This is a genomic window from Longimicrobium sp., assembly GCF_035474595.1.
GTDB lineage: Bacteria > Gemmatimonadota > Gemmatimonadetes > Longimicrobiales > Longimicrobiaceae > Longimicrobium.
On record NZ_DATIND010000151.1, the window covers coordinates 1 to 21,460 of the forward strand.

At 74.1% G+C, this 21,460-nt stretch carries 6 protein-coding genes; 3 read left to right on the top strand and 3 right to left on the bottom strand.

Annotation, left to right across the window (positions count from 1 at the left end; genetic code table 11):
* Nucleotides 1–286: 286 nt before the first annotated feature.
* From VLK66_RS25795 to glyA, 3 genes are read right to left on the bottom strand one after another with little or no spacing between them, the layout of a single operon-like run.
* A complete protein-coding gene (locus tag VLK66_RS25795; protein WP_325312388.1) occupies nucleotides 287–13,237 on the bottom strand; it encodes a non-ribosomal peptide synthetase in 12,951 nt (4,316 codons plus the stop codon).
* 16 nt (nucleotides 13,238–13,253) lie between these two features.
* Entirely contained in the window at nucleotides 13,254–15,284 is a 2,031-nt protein-coding gene (locus VLK66_RS25800; RefSeq protein WP_325312389.1) for an amino acid adenylation domain-containing protein, read from the bottom strand.
* Nucleotides 15,281–16,711 (bottom strand): hypothetical protein, encoded by a 1,431-nt coding sequence (glyA, locus tag VLK66_RS25805; RefSeq protein ID WP_325312390.1) that lies wholly within the window; start codon nucleotides 16,709–16,711, stop codon nucleotides 15,281–15,283. Before glyA ends, VLK66_RS25800 begins: the two co-directional genes overlap by 4 nt.
* 983 nt (nucleotides 16,712–17,694) lie before the next feature.
* Between glyA and hppD the strand changes: the two genes are divergently transcribed.
* The 3 genes from hppD to VLK66_RS25820 all read left to right on the top strand — a co-directional run bounded on the left by hppD (nucleotide 17,695) and on the right by VLK66_RS25820 (nucleotide 21,386).
* Complete coding sequence (gene hppD / locus VLK66_RS25810) at nucleotides 17,695–18,816, top strand: 4-hydroxyphenylpyruvate dioxygenase (RefSeq protein ID WP_325312391.1); 1,122 nt, start codon at nucleotides 17,695–17,697, stop codon at nucleotides 18,814–18,816.
* A gap of 158 nt (nucleotides 18,817–18,974) precedes the next feature.
* Entirely contained in the window at nucleotides 18,975–20,183 is a 1,209-nt protein-coding gene (locus VLK66_RS25815; RefSeq protein WP_325312392.1) for a PLP-dependent aminotransferase family protein, read from the top strand.
* Between the two features lie 102 nt (nucleotides 20,184–20,285).
* Nucleotides 20,286–21,386 carry an Ldh family oxidoreductase gene (locus tag VLK66_RS25820; protein WP_325312393.1) on the top strand — a complete coding sequence of 367 codons (1,101 nt, stop codon included), beginning with the start codon at nucleotides 20,286–20,288 and terminating at the stop codon, nucleotides 21,384–21,386.
* Nucleotides 21,387–21,460: the final 74 nt, after the last annotated feature.

Sequence of the window (21,460 nt, forward strand, 5' to 3'; positions counted from 1 at the left end):
AGGACAGTGGTCGTGAGCGCTGATGCCACAGAATGAGCGGATCAGCCTCGCGCAGTTTGCGAGGCTTCCCGTAGTTGTTGCTGCGACTTCAGTCGCCGGTGGGGGGCCAGGCCGCGAACTTTCTATTCAGGCCGGCCACACCGACCCAGCCCCCGCGCAAACCGTTGCAGGCCGAAGGATCTATAGCCGGCCCCGCACGCCCGCCCGTCGAACCGCACCCGTCCGAATCGCCCCAAGTGCCGTGCTACTCAGGACTTAGGACTTAGGACTTAGGACTGTCTGTTCTTCAGTTCCTCACCCGCCGCCGCGCCGCGCGCCGCTCCTCCGCCCGCGACCGGCTCTCGGCCAGTCCGGCGTCGTCGCCCGTGCCCGCGGCGGCCAGGTATCCCGCCAGCTCCTCGACCGTGGTGTAGCGGAAGAGGTCGACCATGCGCAGGTCGGCGCGCGCCTCGCGCAGGCGGCTGAACACGCGGTACAGCAGGAGCGAGGTGCCGCCCAGGTCGAAGAAGTTGTCGTGCACCCCGATCTCCGCCGCGCCCACCACCTCGCGCCACACCTCGGCCACCAGCGACTCCAGCTCGTTGCGCGGCGCGGGCGAAGCCGTGCCGCCGCCCTGCTCCGGCGCGGGAAGGGCGCGGCGGTCCAGCTTGCCGTTGGGCGAGCGGGGAAGCCCGTCCAGGAACACGATGGGGCTGGGCACCATGTACTCCGGCAGCGTCTGGCGGAGATGGCTCCGCAGCGCTTCCCCATCGCCCTCGCCCACCACGTAGCCCACCAGGCGCTTCTCCCCCGGCGCGTCCTCGCGGGCGATGACGGCGCACTCGCGCACGCCGGGGTGCGTCCTGAGCGCGGCCTCGACCTCGCCCGGCTCGATGCGGTAGCCGCGGATCTTCACCTGGCCGTCCAGGCGGCCCAGGTACTCCAGGAACGCAGTGCGTGAGTGCGTGAGTGCGTCAGTGCGCTCGGCCTCGCGCGGATCCAGCGCACTTCCGCACTCCCGCACTTCCGCACTCTCGCACCAGCGGACCCGGTCGCCCGTGCGGTACAGCCGCGCGCCGGGGTTCCCCGAGAACGGGTCGGGGATGAAGCGCTCGTCGGTGAGGTCGGGGCGGCCCAGGTAGCCGCGCGCCACGCCCAGCCCGCCGATCAGCAGCTCGCCGGGCACGCCCGGCGGCTGCAGGCGGCCGTGCGCGTCGCAGACGTACAGGCGCACGTTGCCGAAGGGGAGGCCGATCGGGTGCGCCTCCACCCTTCCGTCCGCGGCAACGGGGTGCCACGAGGCCAGGATCGTCCCCTCGGTGGGGCCGTACAGGATGTGCGTGGCGGCCGCCGGGAACGCCCCGGCCATCTCGCCCAGCAGGTCGGGCGAGACCAGGTCGCCGCCCACGAAGGTCCGCCGCAGGCGGCCCAGGCGCGGCGCGGCGCGCTCTTCCCGCGCGATCTGCCGCATCAGCGCGGGCACCGCGTGCAGCAGCGTGGCGTCGGCGATGTCACCCATCAGCGCGGCCACATCGAGAACGCGCTCGCGCTCCACCAGCCGCGTGGCCGCGCCCGAGGTGAGCGGGAGCAGCGCCTCGAAGAGCCAGATGTCGAAGGCGTACGAGGCCAGCGCCGGCATCACGTCGCCCGGCGCCACCCCGAACGCGTCGCGCGTGGCGGCCAGCAGGTTGGCCAGCGAGCCGTGCTCCACCAGCACGCCCTTGGGCTTCCCGGTGGAGCCGGAGGTGTAGATGACGTAGGCCAGGGTGGACGGAGACACCTCCGCCGCCACCGGCGCCGCGCCCGCCTCCGCGTGGATCTCGTCGGCGTGGACCAGCGTGGCCGCGTGCTCCGGCAGCGCGGCGGCCGCGCTTCCCGCGGTGACGATGACGGGGAGCGCCGCGTCCGAGGCGATCCACGCCAGCCGGTCGGCCGGGTAGTCGGGGTCCAGCGGAACGAAGGCGCCGCCCGCCTTCCAGATCCCCAGCACCGCGGCCAGCAGCTCCGGCGTGCGCCCGGTGCACACGCCCACGGGCACCTCGGGGCGCACGCCCAGCGCGCGCAGCCGCCGCGCGACGGCCTCGGCGCGCGCGTCCAGCTCCGCGTACGTCAGCGACCCGCCCGCGTGCAGCAGCGCCACCGCATCGGGCGCGCGCCGGGCCTGCGCCGCGACCGCCGCGTGGACCGGCACCAGCGGCCAGTCGCGGTCGGTGGCGTTCCACTCCACCAGCAGCCGCTCGCGGTCGCCCGCGTCCAGCAGCTCCAGCTCCGACAGGCGCGGGTCGGCGTCGCCCGCCACCTGCTCCAGCACGCGGTGCAGCTGCGCCAGCATGCGGCGGATGGTGGCGGGCTCGAACAGGTCGGCGTTGTACTCCATCACCCCCAGCAGCCCGTCGGCCTCCTCCACGAAGGCCAGCCCCAGGTCGAACTTGGTCGAATCCGACCCCGCCTCGACCACCTCGGCGCGCACGCCGGGGAGCTCGCCGCGCAGGACGCCGCCGTCCACCAGCTGGAACATCACCTGGAAGAGCGGCGCGTGGCCCAGGCTGCGCTCGGGGTGCAGCTCCTCCACCAGCTTCTCGAAGGGCACGCCCTGGTGCTCCCACGCGCCCAGCGTGGTCTCGCGCACCCGCCGCAGCGCCTCGCGGAAGGTGGGGTCGGCGGAAAGGTCGGTCCGCAGCACCAGCGTGTTCACGAAGAAGCCGATCACCTCCTCCAGCTCGCGGCGCGTGCGGCCCGCGACCGGGCTGCCCACCACCACGTCGTCGCTCCCGGCGTGGCGCGCGAGCAGCGACTGGAAGGCCGCGAGCAGGACCATGTACAGCGTGGCTCCCTCGCCTCTCCCCAGGGCCCGCAGCCGCTCCACCAGCGCGGCGGGCAGGGCGATGCGCTCGTCGGCGCCGCGGTGCGTCTGCACCGCCGGGCGGGGGTGGTCGGTGGGCAGCTCCAGCAGCGCGGGGGCGCCGGACAGCCGCTCCTTCCAGTACGCCAGCTCGGCGTCCAGCGCCGGGCCGCGCAGCTGCGCGCGCTCCCACGCGGCGTAGTCGGCGTACTGCACCGCGGGCTCGGCCAGGGGCGATTCGCCGCCCTGCCCGAAGGCCGCGTACAGCGCCGCCAGCTCGCGGAAGAGCACGCCCATGCTCCACCCGTCGGTGACGATGTGGTGCATCGACAGGAGGAGGAGATGGTCCTGCGGGGCGATGCGCACCAGCCAGGCGCGGAAGAGCGGCCCCTGGGCCAGGTCGAACGCGCGCGCCGCCTCCAGGTCCACGATGCGCCGCACCTCGTCCTCGTCCGCGCCCGGGTGCTCGGCCACGGGGAGCGAGAAGCCGGCGAACGGGGCGATCACCTGCACCGGCGCGCCGCCCCGCTCGGGGAAGGTGGTGCGCAGCGACTCGTGGCGGCGGACGATCTCGCCCAGCGCGCGCTCCAGCGCCGCGGCGTCCAGCGGGCCGCGCAGCCGCAGCGCGGTGGGATGGTTGTAGGTGGTCGATTCGGGCTGCAGGCGCTGCAGGAACCAGAGCCGCTCCTGCCCGAACGACAGCGGCATCTGCGCTTGGCGCTCCACGGCCGCGACGGGCGGGAGGACGGGGAGGCCGGCGCGGCGCAGCGCCTCCAGCCGCTCCGCCAGCTCGGCGACCGACGGCCCCTCGAACAGCAGCCGCAGCGGCACGCCCACGCCAAAGATCTCGCGGATGCGGGCCATCACCTGCGTGGCCAGCAGCGAGTGGCCGCCCAGCTCGAAGAAGTTGTCCAGCGCGCCAACGCGCTCCACGCCCAGCACCTCGGCCCACACGCCCGCCAGCACCTCTTCCACCGGCGTGCGCGGCGCGACGTAACCATCCGCGGGCGCCGAGCCGGCGGCGTCGGGCTCCGGGAGCGCGGCGCGGTCCAGCTTGCCGTTCGCGGTCAGCGGGATCCGCTCGATCGCCACGAAGGCGGAGGGGACCATGTATTCGGGAAGATGCCGCCGCAGCGCGTCCCTCAGCTCCGCCGCGGCCGGGGTCTGTCCGCTGGGGACCAGGTACGCCGCGAGCGATGCATCGTCCCCCTCGCCGCGCACCACCACGGCGGCGGCGGAGATGCCGGGGTGCGCGAGCAGGAGCGACTCGATCTCGCCCAGCTCGATGCGGAAGCCGCGGATCTTCACCTGCTGGTCGATGCGGCCCAGGTACTCCAGCGTGCCGTCCGCCTTCCACCGCGCCAGGTCGCCCGAGCGGTAGAGCCGCGCGCCCGCATCGCCCGAGAACGGATCGGGGACGAAGCGCGTCGCGGTCAGCCCCGGCCGGCCGAGGTATCCCCGCGCCAGCCCGGCCCCACCGACGAACAGCTCGCCGGGAACGCCCACGGGAGATGGGTTGCCCGCACGGTCCAGCACGTAGGCGCGGAGATCCGGGATCGCGACGCCGACGCCGCTGCCGGCCGTCTCCCGCCGCAGCTCCGCGCCGGTGACGGTGTGCCAGGTCACGTGAACGGTGGTCTCGGTGATCCCGTACATGTTGACGAGGCGGGGGCGGCGGGGACCGTAGCGGTCCAGCCATCCGCGCAGCGCGGCGTAGTTCAGCGCCTCGCCGCCGAAGACCACGGCGCGCAGGTGCTCCAGCGGCTCCGGCTGCGCCTCGTCCGCGCGGCAGAGCGCGCGGAAGGCCGAGGGCGTCTGGCTCAGCATCGTCACCCGCTCGGCCGCCAGCAGCTCGCGGAAGGCGGCGAAGTCGCGCGACACGGTCCAGGGGACGACGACCAGGCGTCCGCCGTACAGCAGCGCGCCCCAGATCTCCCAGACCGAGAAGTCGAAGGCGTAGGAGTGGAAGAGCGTCCACACGTCGCGCTCGCCGAAGCCGAATCCCGACGCGGTGGAATCGAACAGGCGCAGCACGTTGCCGTGCATCACGCCGACGCCCTTGGGGCGACCGGTGGAGCCGGAGGTGTAGATGACGTAGGCCAGGTGCGCGGGATCAACCTCCACGTCCAAGTCGCCGGGAAGCTCGTCCGCGGGGACGTCTTCCAGCGCCAGGAAGGGGATGCCGTCCGCCGGGACGCGGTCGCGGAGCGCGGACTGGCCCAGGAGCACGCGGATCCCCGAATCCCCCGCCATGTACGCCAGACGGTCCTCGGGATACGCCGGGTCGAGCGGGACGTAGGCGCCGCCCGCCTTCAGGATGGCGAGGATGCCGGCGATCATGTCCAGCGAGCGCTCGGCGACCAGGCCGACGCGCGACTCGGGGGCGACGCCGAGCGCGCGGAGGCGCCGCGCCAGGCGATTGGCCCGCGCGTTCAGCTCGCCGTAGGTCAGGCTCTGGCCCTCGCACGTCAGGGCGACGGCGTCCGGCCGCTCGGCTGCGCGCGCCTCGAAGCGCCGGTGCAGCGCGGTCGTGACGGGGAAGCTCTCCCCCGCCCCGCTCCACTCGCGGACGATGGTCTCGCGCTCGCCCTGCGAGAGCAGGGGGATGGTGGAGACGCGGCGCTTGGGATCGGCCGCGGCGGCCTCGAGCAGCGCTTCCAGGTGCGCCGCCATCCGCTCCGCCGTGGCCGCGTCGAACAGGTCGGTGGCGTAGACCAGCGCGCCGTCCAGCCCCGCGTCGCCGCGGGTGAGGAAGAGCGAAAGGTCGAACACCGCCTTCGCGCCCTCCATGGGGATCTCGGCGATCGCCAGCCCCGGAAGGCGCAGCGCCTCGCCCTCCAGGTTCTGCAGCGCGAAGAAGGCCTGGAAGAGCGGGTTGTGGCCCAGCGAGCGCTCGGGCTGCAGCTCTTCCACCATCTTCTCGAACGGCGCCTCCTGGTGCTCGTAGGCGCCCAGCGTGGCCTCGCGCACGCGCCGCAGCACGTCGCGGAAGCCGGGGTCGCCGTCGAAGCGCGTCCGCAGCACCATGGTGTTCACGAAGAAGCCGATCAGCCCCTCGACCTCCTTGTGCGCCCGCCCGGCCGCCGGGCTCCCCACCACCACGTCGTCGCACCCGGCGTAGCGCGCCAGCAGCGTCTGGAAGGCGGCCAGAAGCACCATGTACAGCGTGGCGCCCTCGGCGCGCTGCAGCGCCTCGAGCGAGGCCACCAGCCGCGCCGGGAGGGTGAAGTGGTGCACGCCGCCGCGGTAGCTCTGCGCGGCCGGACGCGGATGGTCGGCCGGCAGCTCCAGCAGCGTGGGCGCGCCCGCCAGGTGGCTGCGCCACCACGACATCTGCGCCTCCAGCGCCGCGCCGCGCAGCTGCTCGCGCTGCCAGGCGGCGTAGTCGGCGTACTGCACCGGCAGCGCCTCCAGCCGCGGCGTGCGCCCGTCGCGGAAGGCGGCGTACAGCGACGACAGCTCGCGCTGCAGGATGCCCACGCTCCAGCCGTCGGTGGCGATGTGGTGCGTGGCCAGGATCAGCAGGTGCGAACGCGGCGCCAGCCGCACCAGCCGCGCGCGGAAGGCGGGCTCGGCGGCCAGGTCGTACGGACGCGCCGCCTCCGCCGACACCAGCCGGCTGAGCGCGGCCTCGTCCACCCCGGCGACGTCCTCCACCGGCAGCGTGAAGCCGGCGAAGGGGAGCACCACCTGCACGGGGCCGCCGTCCACCTCGGGGAACACGGTGCGCAGCGACTCGTGGCGGCGCACGATCTCGCCCAGCGCGCGCTCCATCGCGGCCACGTCCAGCGCGCCCTCCAGCCGCAGCGCCAGGAAGTGGTTGTACGGCGTCGATTCGGGCTGCAGGCGCTGCAGGAACCAGAGCCGCTCCTGCCCGAACGAGAGCGGGAGCGCGCGCGTGCGCTCCACCGGCGCCACCGGCGGCAGCGCGGGGAGGTCGGCGCGCAGCTGCGCGTCCACGCGCACGGCCAGCTCGGCCACGGTGGGCGCCTCGAACAGGATGCGCACCGGCATGGGCGCCGCGAACACCTCGCGGATGCGGGCCATCACCAGCGTGGCCAGCAGCGAGTGCCCGCCCAGCTCGAAGAAGTTCTCGTCCACGCTCACCCGGTCGGCGCCCAGCACCTCGGCCCAGACCGCCGCCAGCACCTCTTCCACCGGCGTGCGCGGCGCCACGAAGGCGTCGCCCGACGGCTCGCCCACGGCGTCGGGATCGGGGAGCGCGGCGCGGTCCAGCTTGCCGTTCGCGGTCAGCGGGATCTTGTCGATCGCCACGAAGGCGGAGGGGACCATGTATTCGGGAAGATGCCGCCGCAGCGCGTCCCGCAGCTCGGCCGCGGCCGGGGCCTGTCCGCTGGGGACCAGATACGCCGCGAGCGATGCGTCATCCCCCTCGCCGCGTACCACCACGGCGGCGGCGGAGATGCCGGGCTGGGCGAGCAGGAGCGACTCGATCTCGCCCAGCTCGATGCGGAAGCCGCGGATCTTCACCTGCTGGTCGATGCGGCCCAGGTACTCCAGCGTGCCGTCCGCCTTCCACCGCGCCAGGTCGCCCGAGCGGTAGAGCCGCGCGCCGGCCTCGCCCGAGAACGGGTCGGGAACGAAGCGCGTCGCGGTCAGCCCCGGCCGGCCCAGGTATCCCCGCGCCAGCCCGGCCCCACCGACGAACAGCTCGCCGGGGACGCCCACGGGAGATGGGTTCCCCGCGCGGTCCAGGACGTACGCGCGGAGATCCGGAATCGCGACGCCGACGCCGCTGCCGGCCGTCTCCCGCCGCAGCTCCTGGCCGGTGACGGTGTGCCAGGTCACGTGGACGGTGGTCTCCGTGATCCCGTACATGTTCACCAGCCGCGGGCGGCGGGGACCGTAGCGGTCCAGCCATCCGCGCAGCGCGGCGTAGTTCAGCGCCTCGCCGCCGAAGACCACGGCGCGCAGGTGCTCCAGCGGCTCCGGCTGCGCCTCGTCGGCGCGGCAGAGCGCGCGGAAGGCCGAGGGCGTCTGGCTCAGCATCGTCACCCGCTCGGCCGCCAGCAGCTCGCGGAAGGCGGCGAAGTCGCGCGAGACGGTCCACGGCACCACGACGAGCCGTCCGCCGTACAGCAGCGCGCCCCAGATCTCCCAGACCGAGAAGTCGAACGCGTAGGAGTGGAAGAGCGTCCACACGTCGCGCTCGCTGAAGCCGAAGCCCGACGCGGTGGAATCGAACAGGCGCAGCACGTTGCCGTGCGTCACCCCGACGCCCTTGGGGCGGCCGGTGGAGCCGGAGGTGTAGATGACGTAGGCCAGGTGCGCGGGATCGATCTCCACGTCCAGGTCCTCGGGGAGCTCGTCCGCGGGGACGTCTTCCTGCGCCAGGAAGGGGATGCCGTCCGCCGGCACCCGGTCGCGGAGCGCGGACTGGCCCAGGAGCACGCGGATCCCCGAATCCCCCGCCATGTAGGCCAGACGGTCCTCGGGATACGCGGGGTCCAGCGGGACGTACGCGCCGCCCGCCTTCAGGATGGCGAGGATGCCCGCGATCATGTCCAGCGAGCGCTCGGCGACCAGGCCGACGCGGGACTCGGGGGCGACGCCGAGCGCGCGGAGGCGCCGCGCCAGGCGATTGGCCCGCGCGTTCAGCTCGCCGTAGGTCAGCGAAGATCCGTCGCACGTCAGGGCGACGGCGTCCGGCCGCTCGGCCGCGCGCGCCTCGAAGCGCCGGTGCAGCGCGGTCGTGACGGGGAAGCTCTCCCCCGCCCCGCTCCACTGCCGGACGATGGTCTCGCGCTCGGCACCGGTGAGCACCGGGAGCGCGGAAAGGCGGCGCGCGGGGTCGGCCGCCACGGCGCCCAGCAGCACCTCCAGGTGCGCCGCCATCCGCTCCGCGGTGGCCGCGTCGAACAGGTCGGTGGCGTACTCGATGGAGCCGTCCAGCCCATCATCGGTGGGGGTGAGGAAGAGCGACACGTCGAACTTGGCGGTCGCGATCTCCACCGGCACCGGCTCGGCCCGGACCCCGGCCAGCCGCAGCGCCTCGCCGCGGCCGTGCAGGGCGAAGAAGGCCTGGAAGATGGGGTTGTGGCCGAGCGAGCGCTCCGGCTGCAGCTCGCCCACCAGCGTCTCGAACGGCACCTCCTGGTGCGCGTACGCCTCCAGCGTGGTTTCGCGCACCCGCGCCACCACCTCGCGGAACGAGGGGTCGCCGGACAGGTCGGTGCGCAGCGCCATGGCGTTGGCGAAGAAGCCGACGAGCCCCTCCAGCTCGGCGCGCGGGCGGTTGGCCGCCGGCCCGCCCACCACCACCTGCTCCTGCCCGCTGTACCGCGCCAGCAGCACCTGCCATGCGGCCAGCAGCACCATGTACAGGCTGGCCCCCTCGCGCCGCGCCAGCGCCTCGAGCCCCTCCGCCAGCCGCGCGGAGAGCGCGAAGCGGTGCAGCGCGCCGCGGTAGCTCTGCACGGCCGGGCGGGGATGGTCGGTGGGCAGCGCCAGCAGCGCGGGCGCCGGGGCCAGGTGGCCGCGCCACCACTCCACCTGCCGCGCCAGGCGCTCGCCCGAGAGCAGGGCGCGCTGCCAGGCCGCGTAGTCGGCGTACTGCACCGGCACCGCGGGGAGCGTGGCCTCGTCCTGGCCCGCGTACAGCGCCGCCAGCTCGCCGAAGAGCACGCCCAGGCTCCACCCGTCGCTCACCACGTGGTGCACGCAGAACAGCAGCAGGTGCTCGTCGCCGGCCAGCCGCAGCAGCTCGGCGCGGAAGAGCGGGCCGCGCTCCAGGTCGAACGGTGCCTCGGCCGAGCGGCGCATCCGGGCGCGCACTTCGCGCTCGCGGGCCGCGGGCTCCAGCGCGGAAAGGTCGTCCACCGGCAGGTCGGCGGCGATCTCGGCGAGCACCACCTGCACCGGCTCGCCGCCCTCGGCGCGCAGGACGGTGCGCAGCGCCTCGTGGCGGCGCACCACGCCGTCCAGCGCCGCCCGCAGCGAATCCGCGTCCAGCGCGCCGGAAAGGCGCCAGGCGGCGGGAACGTTGTACACGGCCAGCCCGGGCTGCAGCCGGTCCACCAGCCACAGCTGCCGCTGCTGGAAGCTCACCGGGAGCGGCCGGTCGCGCGGCGCGGGCTCGACCGGCGGAAGCGCCGCCGCGGTGCCGCCGGCGCGCGCCGCCTCCACCCGCGCGGCCAGCTCGGCCACCGTGGGCGCCTCGAACAGCGCGCGCACCGTCAGCTCCACCCCGAACACCGTACGCACGCGCGAGATCACGCGCGTGGCCAGCAGCGAGTGCCCGCCCAGCGCGAAGAAGTTCTCCGTCACCCCCACGCGCTCGCGCCCCAGCAGTTCGGCCCAGGCGGCGGCCAGCACCTCCTCGGCCGGGGTGCGCGGGGCGGCGTAGCCGTCGGCGTCGGCCGCGGCGTCGGGCGCGGGGAGCGCGGCGCGGTCCACCTTGCCGTTGGGCGAGAGCGGGAGCGCGTCCAGCGCCACGAAGGCGCCCGGCACCATGTAGCCGGGAAGGCTGGCCCGCAGATGCGCGCGCAGCTCCTCCGCGTCCGCGCCGCCCACCACGTAGGCCACCAGGCGCTTCCCGCCGGGCCCGTCGTCGCGCGCCACCACGGCGCAGTCGGCCACGGCGGGGTGCCGCATCAACGTGGCCTCGACCTCGCCCGGCTCGATGCGGAAGCCGCGGACCTTCACCTGCCCGTCCAGGCGGCCCAGGTACTCCAGTGCGAGAGTGCGGGAGTGCGGGAGTGCGGGAGTGCGCTCGTTCTCGCGCGGATCCGGCGCACTTCCGCACTCACGCACTTCCGCACTTTCCTTCCATCTCACCCGGTCGCCCGTGCGGTACATCCGCGCGCCCGGCTCGGCCGAGAACGGGTCGGGCACGAAGCGCTCGTCGGTCAGCTCCGGGCGGTTCAGGTAGCCGCGCGCCACGCCGTGGCCCGCCGCGTACAGCTCGCCGGGAACGCCGACGGGAACGGGGCGCAGGGCCGCGTCCAGCACGTAAACGCGGGTGTTGGAGATGGGGCGGCCGATGGGGATCGACGTCCCGCTCCACCCGTCGGGAACCGGATAGCAGCAGGTGAAGGTGGTGTTCTCGGTGGGCCCGTAGCCGTTGATCACCCGGCAGCCGGGGATGCGCTCGCCGAGGCGGCGCACCGCCTCCACCGGCAGCACGTCGCCGCCGGCCAGCAGCTGGCGCACGCCGCGCAGGTCGTCCAGCCGCTCCTCCACCATCACCTGGAAGAGTCCGGCGGTCAGCCACATCGTGGTCACCCCGTGGCGAACGATCGCTCTGCCCAGCTCCTCGAGCGTGGGGTTGGCGCCGGCCACCATCACCATCCGCCCGCCGTTCAGCAGCGCGCCCCAGATCTCCAGCGTGCTGGCGTCGAACGACACCGGCGCGGCCTGCAGGATCACCTCGTCGGGCCCCAGGGCGACGTAGTTCGCCCCGCGCACCAGGCGCACCACGCTGCGGTGCTCCACCGCCACGCCCTTCGGGGTACCGGTCGATCCCGAGGTGTAGATGACGTACGCCAGGCTGCGCGGCCCCGCGCCGCTCCCGGCCGGCTCCGCGCTTTCCGCCGCGATCGCGTCCGCGTCGCCATCGACCCTGACGGTCGCCACGCCGTCGGAGACGGGGAGCGAGGCCGCCAGCTTCTCCTCCGTCACCAGCACGGCCACGCCGCTGTCGGCCAGCATGAAGGCCAGCCGCCCGGCGGGATAGCCGGGGTCGAGCGGAACGTAGGCGCCGCCGGCCTTCAGCGTGCCCAGGATGGCCACCACCAGCTCCATCCCCCGCTCCAGGCAGATCCCCACCCGCGTCTCGTGCCCCACCCCCAGGCGGCGAAGGTGCCGCGCGAAGCGGTTGGAGCGCGCGTCCAGCTCGCCGTACGTCACCGCGTCATCGCCGAAGACCACCGCGACGGCGTCCGGGGTGCGCGCGGCCTGCTCCGCGAACAGCGCGTCGAGGGAGGCGTGGGGATACGGCGCCTCGGTGCGGTTCAGCTCGTCGATCACGAACGAGCGCTCGGCCGCGTCCAGCATCTCCATCTCCGACAGGGGGAGATCGGGATGCTCCGCGGCCTGCTCCAGGAGGCGCTGGAAGTGGCCCAGCATGCGCCGGATGGTGGCGCGCTCGAACAGGTCGGTGCTGAACTCCGCCTCCGCGGTGAAGCGGCCGGGAGCCAGGGAGATGCGGAGGGTGAGGTCGAACTTGGCCGTCCCCGTCTCCACCTCGACGCGCTCCGGGCGGATGCCGGGAAGGCCGTCCAGGTCGGCGTCGTTCTCTTCGACCACGAACATCGCCTGGAACACCGGCGAGTGGCTGAGCGAGCGGTCGGGGCGCAGCTCCTCCACCAGCCGCTCGAAGGGCACCTCGCCGTGGGCGTACGCGCCCAGCATCCCCTCGCGCACGCGGCCCAGCAGCGCGCGGAAGCCGGGGTCGCCGGAAAGGTCGGTGCGAACGGCCAGCGTGTTCACGAAGAAGCCGATCAGCTCCTCCACCTCGGTCCCGCTGCGCCCGGCGATGGGGGTGCCGACCACCACGTCGCCGCTCCCGGTGTACTTCGCCAGCAGCGCCTGGAAGCCGGCCATCAGCGCCATGAACAGCGTGGCGTCTTCCCCGCGCGCGAGCGCCCGCAGCCGCCCGGCCAGCTCCGGGGCCAGGGCGATGCGCTCCACCGCGCCGCGGTACGACTGCACGGCCGGGCGCGGGTGGTCGGCGGGAAGCTCCAGCAGCGCGGGCGCGCCGGCCAGCCGCTCCTTCCACCACGCCAGCGGCCGGTCCAGCGCCTCGCCCCGCAGCCGCTCGCGCTGGGCGGCGGCGTGGTCGGCGAACTGCAGGGCCGGCTCGGCCAGGGGCGGCGGGCCGCCCCCGGCGAAGGCCGCGTACAGCGCCGCGATCTCGCGGAAGAGCACGCCGCGGCTCCACCCGTCGCTGGCGATGTGGTGGGTGCAGAGGAGCAGGACGTGGTCGTCGTCCGCCAGCCGCAGCAGGGTGGCGCGGAAGAGCGGGCCCGCCGCCAGGTCGAACGGCCGCGCCGCCTCCTCGCCCGCGCGGCGGCGCACCGCCGCCTCGCGCTCGTCGTCCGCCAGCGCCGACAGGTCCTCGACGGAAAGGGTGAAGCCGGCGAAGGGCGCGATCACCTGCACCGGCGCGCCATCCTCCTCGGCGAAGGTGGTGCGCAGCACCTCGTGGCGGCGCACGACCTCGCCCAGCGCGCGCTCCAGCGCCGCCGCGTCCAGCGCGCCGGTGAGCCGCTGCGCCTCGGGAAGGTTGTAGAGGGCGCTCTCCGGCTGCAGCCGGGCAAGGAACCACAGCCGCTCCTGCGCGAACGAGGCCGGCGCGGTGCGCGTCCGGCTGATCCGCTCGACCTGGATCTTCCGGAGCAGCTCCAGCTTCTCGCTCCTCGACAGCGCGCCCGCGGACTCGGTTGGTGCGGTCATTCCTGTAGTTCCGGCTTCAGGTGGTAAGGCCCAGGAGGCGGTCCAGCTCGTCCTCGGACAGGTCGTCGATCACGGCCAGCAGGCGGTGCGGGCTGGCGGCTTCGCCCACCTCCGCCGCGCGGCCGCCATGCGCCGGAACGGCCGGGGGATCGGGGAGATGGCGGGCCAGCGCCTCGATGGTGCGGTTCTCGAACACCGCGTCCAGCGTCAGCTCGGCACCGAAGGTCCGGGAGATGCGGCTCGCCGCGCGGATGGCCAGCAGCGAGTGCCCTCCCAGCTCGAAGAAGCTCTCGCGCACCCCCACGCGGCCCAGCCCCAGCACCTCGCGCCAGATCGCCGCGAGCGCCGCCTCGGCCGGCGTGCGTGGGGCCACGTACTCCGCGTCCGCCGCCTCGAAGCGGGGCGCGGGAAGCGCCTTGCGGTCCAGCTTGCCGTTGGGCGAAACGGGAAAGCGGTCGACCGTGACGAAGGCGCCCGGCACCATGTGCTCGGGAAGCGTCCGCCGCAGGTGCGCCCGCAGCGCGTCCGCCTCCGCCGCGCCGGCGACGTACGCCACCAGCCGCCGCTCTCCGCCCCCGTCCTCGCGCGCGACGACCACGCAGTCGTGAACGCCCTCGCACCCGCGCAGCGCCGCCTCGACCTCGCCCAGCTCGATGCGGAAGCCGCGGATCTTCACCTGGTCGTCCAGGCGGCCCAGGTAGTGAAGTGCGAGAGTGCGAGAGCGCGAAGGTGCGAGAGTGGCTTCGGCGTGCGATGAGTCGCTCTCGCACTCTCGCACTTCCGCACTTTCGCACTCCGTCCACCGCGCCTCGTCGCCCGTGCGGTACAGCCGGGCCCCCGGCATGCCGCCCAGGGGGTCGGGGACGAAACGCTCCGCCGTCAGCGCCGGACGGTTCAGGTAGCCGCGCGCCACCTGCACCCCGCCGATGTACAGCTCGCCGGATGCGCCGGCGGGCACCGGGCGTAGCTCCGCGTCCAGCACGTACAGTTCGGTGTTCCACACGGGGCGGCCGATGGGAACCACGTCGGCCGCGGCGCGCTCGCACGGCCAGTGGCTGACGTCCACCGCGGCTTCCGTGGGGCCGTACAGGTTGTGCAGCGTGACCGGCGGCGCGAACCGCTCGTGGAAGCGCGCGGCCAGCGCGGGCGGCAGCGCCTCGCCCGAGCAGATCACCCGCTTCAGCGTCCGGCAGCGCGCCGGGTCCGCCGCGTCCACGAACTGCCGCAGCATCGAGGGAACGAAGTGCAGCGTGGTCACCCCGCGCCGCTCGATCACCTCGGCCAGGTACGCCGGGTCGCGGTGGCCGTCCGGCCGGGCCATCACCAGCGTGGCCCCCTGCTGCAGCGGCCAGAACAGCTCCCACACCGAGACGTCGAACGAGACCGGCGTCTTCTGCAGCACCGCGTCGCCCGGCCCGATCCCGTACTCCGCCTGCATCCAGCAGAGGCGGTTGACGACGCCGCGGTGCGCGTTCACCACGCCCTTGGGGCGGCCGGTCGATCCGGAGGTGTAGATGACGTACGCCGCGTTGTCCGGGGTGACGCCGCTCTCCACCGGCTCCGCGGGCTCGGCGGCGATGGCGTCCCATCCTCCGTCCATGCTGGCGACGGCAATGCCCGGGGGGATGGGAACGGCGCCGCGCAGCCGCTCCTGGGTCAGCAGCACCGGCGCGGCCGAGTCGGCCAGCATGTGCCGCAGCCGCTCGGCCGGGTAGCCGGGGTCCAGCGGAACGTAGGCGCCGCCCGCCTTCAGCACGCCCAGGATGGCTACCGCCAGCTCCAGGCCGCGCTCCAGCGCTATGGCCACCGGCACCTCCGGCCCCACGCCCAGCCGGCGGAGGTGGTGGGCCACCCGGTTCGCCCGCGCGTCCAGCTCGCGGTAGGCCAGCGAGGCGTCCTCGAACACCAGCGCCACGGCGTCCGGCGTGCGCGCCGCCTGCTCCTCGATGAGCGCGTGGATGCAGCGATCGGCCGGAAACGCCGCCCGCGCACCGGTCCCGCCCGCCACGACCCGCTCCAGTCCGGCCCCGTCCCGCGCCAGCGTCATGCGGCGTCCCCGGCCGGGAGCGAGAACGGGTCGACCGGCGCGGTCGCACGCGGCGGGGCGATGGAGACCACTTCGGGCGGCCAATCGGCGGACCAGCCGGGGATGGGGAAGCGCGCGCAGAGCGCCGCCACCTCGTCGCGCGCCATGGCGGCCACGGCGGGGCACAGCTCGTACGCGTCGTCGTCCACCGGGCGCACGGCGGCCAGGACCATGTCCACCAGCTCGGCGCACCGCGCCATCTCCGCCGGGCCCATCCCCCGCAGCGCCAGGCCGTGGGTGCCCAGGCGCACGCCGCTCGCGGCGGCAGGGCTCCGCCCGTCTCCGGGAACGCGGCACCGGCTCACCCTCATCCCGCACTCCTCCAGCGCCCGCTCGGCCACCGCGCCGGCCAGCCCGCGCGCGGAAAGGTCGACCGCCACCAGGTGGGTGTCGGTGCCGCCGGTGACCAGGGCCCAGCCGCGCGAAGCCAGCCCGGCCGCCAGCGCCCGGGCGCCCGCGGTGGCGCGGCGCGCGGCCTCGTGGAAGCCGGCCGACGCGGCGGCGGCCAGCATGCTGGCGGCGGCGGCGATCGCGGCCAGGTCCGGCCCTTCCGGCGAGGCGAGCGAGGCGGTGCGCTCGATGGCCCCGGAGAGCGTCCCCTCGCCCACGGGGGCGGGGGCGTCGTGGTCGCGCCCCATCAGCACCAGCCCGCCGCGCGGCCCCGGCAGCTGCCCGCGGGTGCGGGTGATGGTGAAGTGCGCGTGGTCGATGGGGCTGGGGTGCTCGCCCGCCGCCACCAGCGCGGCCACCGGAGAGATGTCGGCCAGGAGGAAGGCGCCCGCCTCGTCGGCGATGCGGCGGAACGCGGCGAAGTCGGTGGCGCGGGGATGGGCGGACGCGCCGCAGACGATCACCCGCGGCCGGTGCTCCAGCGCCAGCCGCCGCACCGCCTCGCCGTCGATCCGCCCGTCCGCTCCCGCCCCGCAGGCCACCGTCACCGTCCCGGGGGGCGAGGACGGGAAGCCGTCCGCCTCCGGCGCCAGGACGACGTCGCCCGGGCGGAGGAGGATGGAAAGGACGAGCTCGCGGGCGGCGGACCCCGAGGCCGGCCGCACGCTGGCGTAGCGCGCCGCGAACGCCAGCCGCGCCCGCAGCACCGCGATGCGCTCGACCGCGCCGGCCACGCCGCACCCGGCCGGCGTGTTGGCCAGCGGCGATCCCCCGCAGGCCAGCACGGCCGCGCCCGCCACGCCCGAGGCGTCGTCCATCGCCAGCGTGGCGTTCTGCCGCCGGTGCTCGCGGGCGACCAGGCCGTACAGCTCCGGGTCTCCGGCGCGCAGGGGCTCCAGCCCGTGCGCGGCGGCGGACTCCGGCGCGCGGCCGTCCGCGTCCGCCCGCTCGCCGGCGTGCGGCGCCGGCGGCTGCACGATCCCGCCGGGAACGCGCACCTTTCCGGGCTCGCGTCCCGCAACCACTGCCGCAGCTGCGCCGATCGGGGTCATTCGCGCTACCTGGTGCCTGTGGGGGGGGTCCGGCCGCCGCCGCGCCCGCGGCGGGGATGCCGCTCGCGCCGGGGTCCCGGCGCGCGAATACTTCGGTTGGCGGGCGCAGCTCGCGCCGGAGCGGCGGCGAATGTTTTGACGCGCGGCGGCGGAGCTGGAGACCGGCTGTCTCCATGAACCGGCCGCGGCGGACAAGGACACGCTGCCGTTCGACTGCGGGGATGCGGCACCGAACCGGCCTGCTGCTTCCGTCGCTCCGGGAGCGCCGCCCGGGGGCGGCAGCCATCCAGAGTTCACGGATGTTTAATACAAAGAGTCTGGAAAGAGATGGATGCGGGATCGCGCCTTTCGACCCCGGGCGGCGCGCCCGGCGCACCGGCAGAGCGCGGTCCCGTGAGTGGAATCCGGCAGTGCGGTGGAGCTCCCATTCGGACGCGAAGCCCGCCAGAAGCCGCCCGGCCACCCGTCTCCCGCCGCTTCGCCGATAAACATGCGGTTACCGCGGCGCACAACTGATAAGGCCACAAGCTCAGAACCACAAGGGATGACCCCGTACCGACACGGAATGCGCCATTACATTTTCAACCGCACCGGAACGACTTTTTATTCATCCAGGTCGACGGAAACACCCGTCGCCGGGGAGGCCCGGCCGTACGGGGGTCTGCCGGAAACCCATGTGCCACCGGCCGCGCGCCGGATGGAATCGGGTGTTTACAGGGGTGCCCTTGACGTCACATAACGGTCGTGGCTACTCTTTGGGCCGGTGCGGGTCCGTTCGTGCGGAGTCTCTCGCCAGTGTCTCATTCGGATCGCAGGCCGGAACCGGCCGTGTTCCGCGGCGCCCCCCCGCCGCGTGATCCGCCCATCCCGCACGCATCGCCGCCGCCCGCGGGAAGGCGGCGCACGTTCATCTCCCCAGGGAGTCCCTGATGGCCACGATCGAGCAGGAAATCCAGGCCCCCGTGCTCCACGGCGCGCTGCAGCTGAACGGCATCGACCACGTGGAGCTGTACGTGGGCAACGCGTACCAGGCGGCCCACTTCTACCGCGCGGTGTTCGGGTTCCGGCCGGTGGCGCGCGCGGGGCTGGAAACCGGGGTGCGCGACCGCATGTCGGTGGTGCTGGAGCAGGGCGACGTGCGGCTGGTGCTGACCAGCGGCATCGCCCCCGAGTCCGAGATCGCGCGGCACGCGGCGCTGCACGGCGACGGCGTGAAGGACGTGGCGTTCACCGTGGACGACGTGGAGGCCGCCTTCGAGACGGCGGTCCGCCGCGGCGCGCACGGGCTGTCGGAGCCGCGGGTGCACGAGGACGCGCACGGCCGCGTGCTGCGCGCCACCATCGCCGCGCCGGGCGACACGGTGCACTCGTTCGTTGAGCGGCGCGGCTACGGCGGCGCCTTCCTCCCCGGCTTCGACCCCATCCTGGGCGCTCCCGCCACGGTCTCGACCGGGATCACCGAGGTGGACCACGTGGCGGTGAGCATGGAGCAGGGCGAGCTGGACCGCTGGATCGACTTCTACACCGACGTGCTGGGCTTCCACCAGTCTCACCACGAGATGGTGTGGACCAAGCACAGCGCCATGAACAGCAAGGTGGTGGAGGACGCGTCGGGGAAGGTGAAGTTCCCCATCGTGGAGCCGGCGCAGAATGCCGAGAAGAGCCAGGTGCAGGAGTACCTGAACTTCAACCGCGGCGCGGGCGCGCAGCACGTGGCCTTCCTGACCCCCGACATCCGCCGCAGCGTGCGCGCCATCCGCGACAACGGGGTGAACTTCCTGAAGGTCCCGCCGACGTACTACGAGGTGCTGGAGGAGCGCGTGGGGCACCTGGGGCCGGAGATGATGGCGGAGCTGCAGGAGCTGGGAATCCTGGTGGACAGGGACGACGACGGCCGGCTGATGCAGATCTTCAGCGAGCCGGTGGGGTCGCGGCCGACGATGTTCATCGAGCTGATCGAGCGGCAGGGCGCGCTGGGCTTCGGCTCGGGGAACATCAAGGCGCTGTTCGAGGCGGTGGAGCGCGAGCAGGAGCGCCGCGGGACGATCTGATCTTCGCTGCGGAAGTGCGGAAGTGCGGAAGTGCGGAAGTGCGTGAGTGCGGAAGTGCGTGAGTGCGGGTGATCTCACGCGGAGACGCGGAGGCGCGGAGAACCGGGCCTCCGTGGCTCCGTATTTCCGCGTGAGGTTTCCCTTCTTTCTGGGTGGAGATGATGACCGAAATCGCGCCGGCGCGGACGCGGATGGAGCTGGCGGCGTGGGCCCGCGCCTCGGGGGCGTCGGCACTGCAGACGATGCTGTCGGTGGGAACGCGCCCGGGGACGATCTCGTTCGCCCTCGGCCTTCCCGCGCCCGAGCTGTTCCCCACCGAGGAGTACGGGCGCGCGGCCGCGGCGGTGCTGGCCGAGGACCCGCGCGCGCTGCAGTACTCGCCGCCGCACGCGCCGCTGCAGGCGCACGTGGCCGCGCTGATGGCCCAGCGCGGGGTCACCTGCGCGCCGGAGCAGGTGTTCCTGACCACCGGCGCGCAGCAGGGGATCGCCCTTCTCGCCCGGCTGCTGCTGGAGCCCGGGGGCGAGATCATCACCGAGACGCTGTGCTACACGGGCCTTCAGCAGGCGGTGGAGCCGTTCGGGCCGCGCTTCCTGACCGTGCCGTCGGACCCCGAGACGGGGATCGACGTGGACGCGGTGGAGTCGCTGCTGGCCTCCGGCTCGCGGCCGGCGTTCCTGTACACGGTGCCCGACGGCAACAACCCGCTGTCGCTCAGCCTGAGCGCGGAGAAGCGCGCGCGGCTGGCGGCGCTGGCGGCGGAGCACGGCGTGCCCATCATCGAGGACGACCCGTACGGCTTCCTGGCGTACGACGGGCCCGCGGCCACGCCGATCCGCGCGCTGGACGCGGAATGGGTGCTGTACGTGGGCTCGTTCTCCAAGATCCTGGCGCCGGGGCTGCGGCTGGGGTGGATCGTGGTGCCCGAGGAGCTGGTGCCGCTGCTGGCCATCGCCAAGGAGGCCAGCGACATCAACACGGCCACGCTGGCGCAGCGCGCGGCGGCGCGGTACCTGGACGGCGGGCACCTGGCCGGGCACCTGGCCACCGTCCGCCGCGAGTACCGCCTTCGCCGCGACACCATGCTGGCCGCGCTGGAGACGCACTTCCCGGCCGGGTCGCGCTGGCAGCGGCCGTCCGCGGGGGTGTTCGTGTGGGTGGAGCTTCCGGAGGGCTACGACACCGCCGAGGTGCTGCGCGCGGCGCTGGAGCAGCGCGTGGCCTTCGTCCCCGGCCACGCCTTCGCGGCGGACGGCAGCCGCACGGGGAGCAACTGCATGCGCCTGAACTTCTCCCACTCGACGCCCCAGGTGATCGAGGAGGGGATCGCCCGCCTCGGACGCGCGCTGGAGGCGGTCCGCGCGTAGATTCCGGCATCGACCTGTCTCACGCGGAGACGCGGAGTCGCGGAGGAGTCATCCGCGGCTCGGCGTCTCCGCGTGAGCTCATCTTTTCAGCGACCGACCAACGTGACCGATACACCTGCGACCGCGGCCGAGACTTTCCCGATCGAGCGGCTGCGCGAGTTCTCCACCCGCGTGTTCGCGGCGTGCGGGGTGCCGGAGGAGGACGCGGCGCTCGCGGCCGGGGTGCTGGCCAGCGCGGACCTGCGCGGGATCGACACGCATGGCGTCGCCCGTCTCCCGCAGTACCACGAGATGTTCGAGCAGGGGAGGATCAACCCGCGCCCGAACATCCACGCCGTGCGCGAGTCGCCGGCGACGGCCACGGTGGATGGGGACAACGGGCTGGGGCTGGTGGTCGGGCCGCGCGCGAACGAGATGGCGATGGAGAAGGCGGAGCGGGTGGGGACGGGATGGGTGGCGGTGCGCAACAGCAATCACTTCGGCGCGGGCGAGTACTATCCGCTGCAGGGGCTGCCGCGCGGGCTGATCGTGTGGGCGATGACGAACTCGCCGCCGCAGGTGGCGCCGCTCTGGGGCGCGGAGAAGATGCTGGGGACCAATCCCATCTCCATCGCCTTTCCGGGGATGGAGGAGCCGGCGGTGGTGATCGACTTCACCACCAGCGCCATCGCGTTCGGCAAGGTGGAGCACGCGGCGCGGAAGGGCGCCACCATCCCCGCGGGCACCGCCATCGACCGCGACGGGCGGATGACGACGGACCCGCGGGAGATGCTGGACGGCGGCGCGCTCCTCCCGCTGGGTGGCGACGCGGAGCACGGCGGGCACAAGGGATACTGCCTGGCGGCGATGGTGGACCTGCTGGCCGCGGCGCTTCCGGGAGCCAACTGGGGCCCCTTCCCCCCGCCCTTCCCCGCGCATCTCCCGGAGCCACCGCGCTCGGTGGGGCTGGGCGTGGGGCACATGTTCGGCGCGTTCCGCATCGACGCGTTCGCCGACCCGGCGGAGTTCCGCCGCCAGGTGGATGACTGGGTGCGGACGATGCGCTCCACCCGCCCGGCCGCGGGCACGACCGGGCCCATCATCCCCGGCGACCCCAACCGCCGCGCGGAGGAGACGCGCCGCGAGCACGGCGTTCCCGTCATCCGCCCCGTGGTCGAGGCGCTGGAGCGCGTGGCGGCGGCGACCGGAGTGCCGTTCCGGTAGAGGCGATGGCGGTGGGGGGGTTCTCCGCCATCGGCGAGCGCGGCTGGGAAGGCGAATGAATTCGCGGCAACAAC

What these genes read in the sequence shown, in the direction of transcription:
- VLK66_RS25795 (WP_325312388.1), bottom strand. Translation starts at nt 13,237, where the DNA reads ATGACCGCACCAACCGAGTCCGCGGGCGCGCTGTCGAGGAGCGAGAAG.
- VLK66_RS25800 (WP_325312389.1), bottom strand. Translation starts at nt 15,284, where the DNA reads ATGACGCTGGCGCGGGACGGGGCCGGACTGGAGCGGGTCGTGGCGGGC.
- hppD (WP_325312391.1), top strand. Translation starts at nt 17,695, where the DNA reads ATGGCCACGATCGAGCAGGAAATCCAGGCCCCCGTGCTCCACGGCGCG.
- VLK66_RS25815 (WP_325312392.1), top strand. Translation starts at nt 18,975, where the DNA reads ATGATGACCGAAATCGCGCCGGCGCGGACGCGGATGGAGCTGGCGGCG.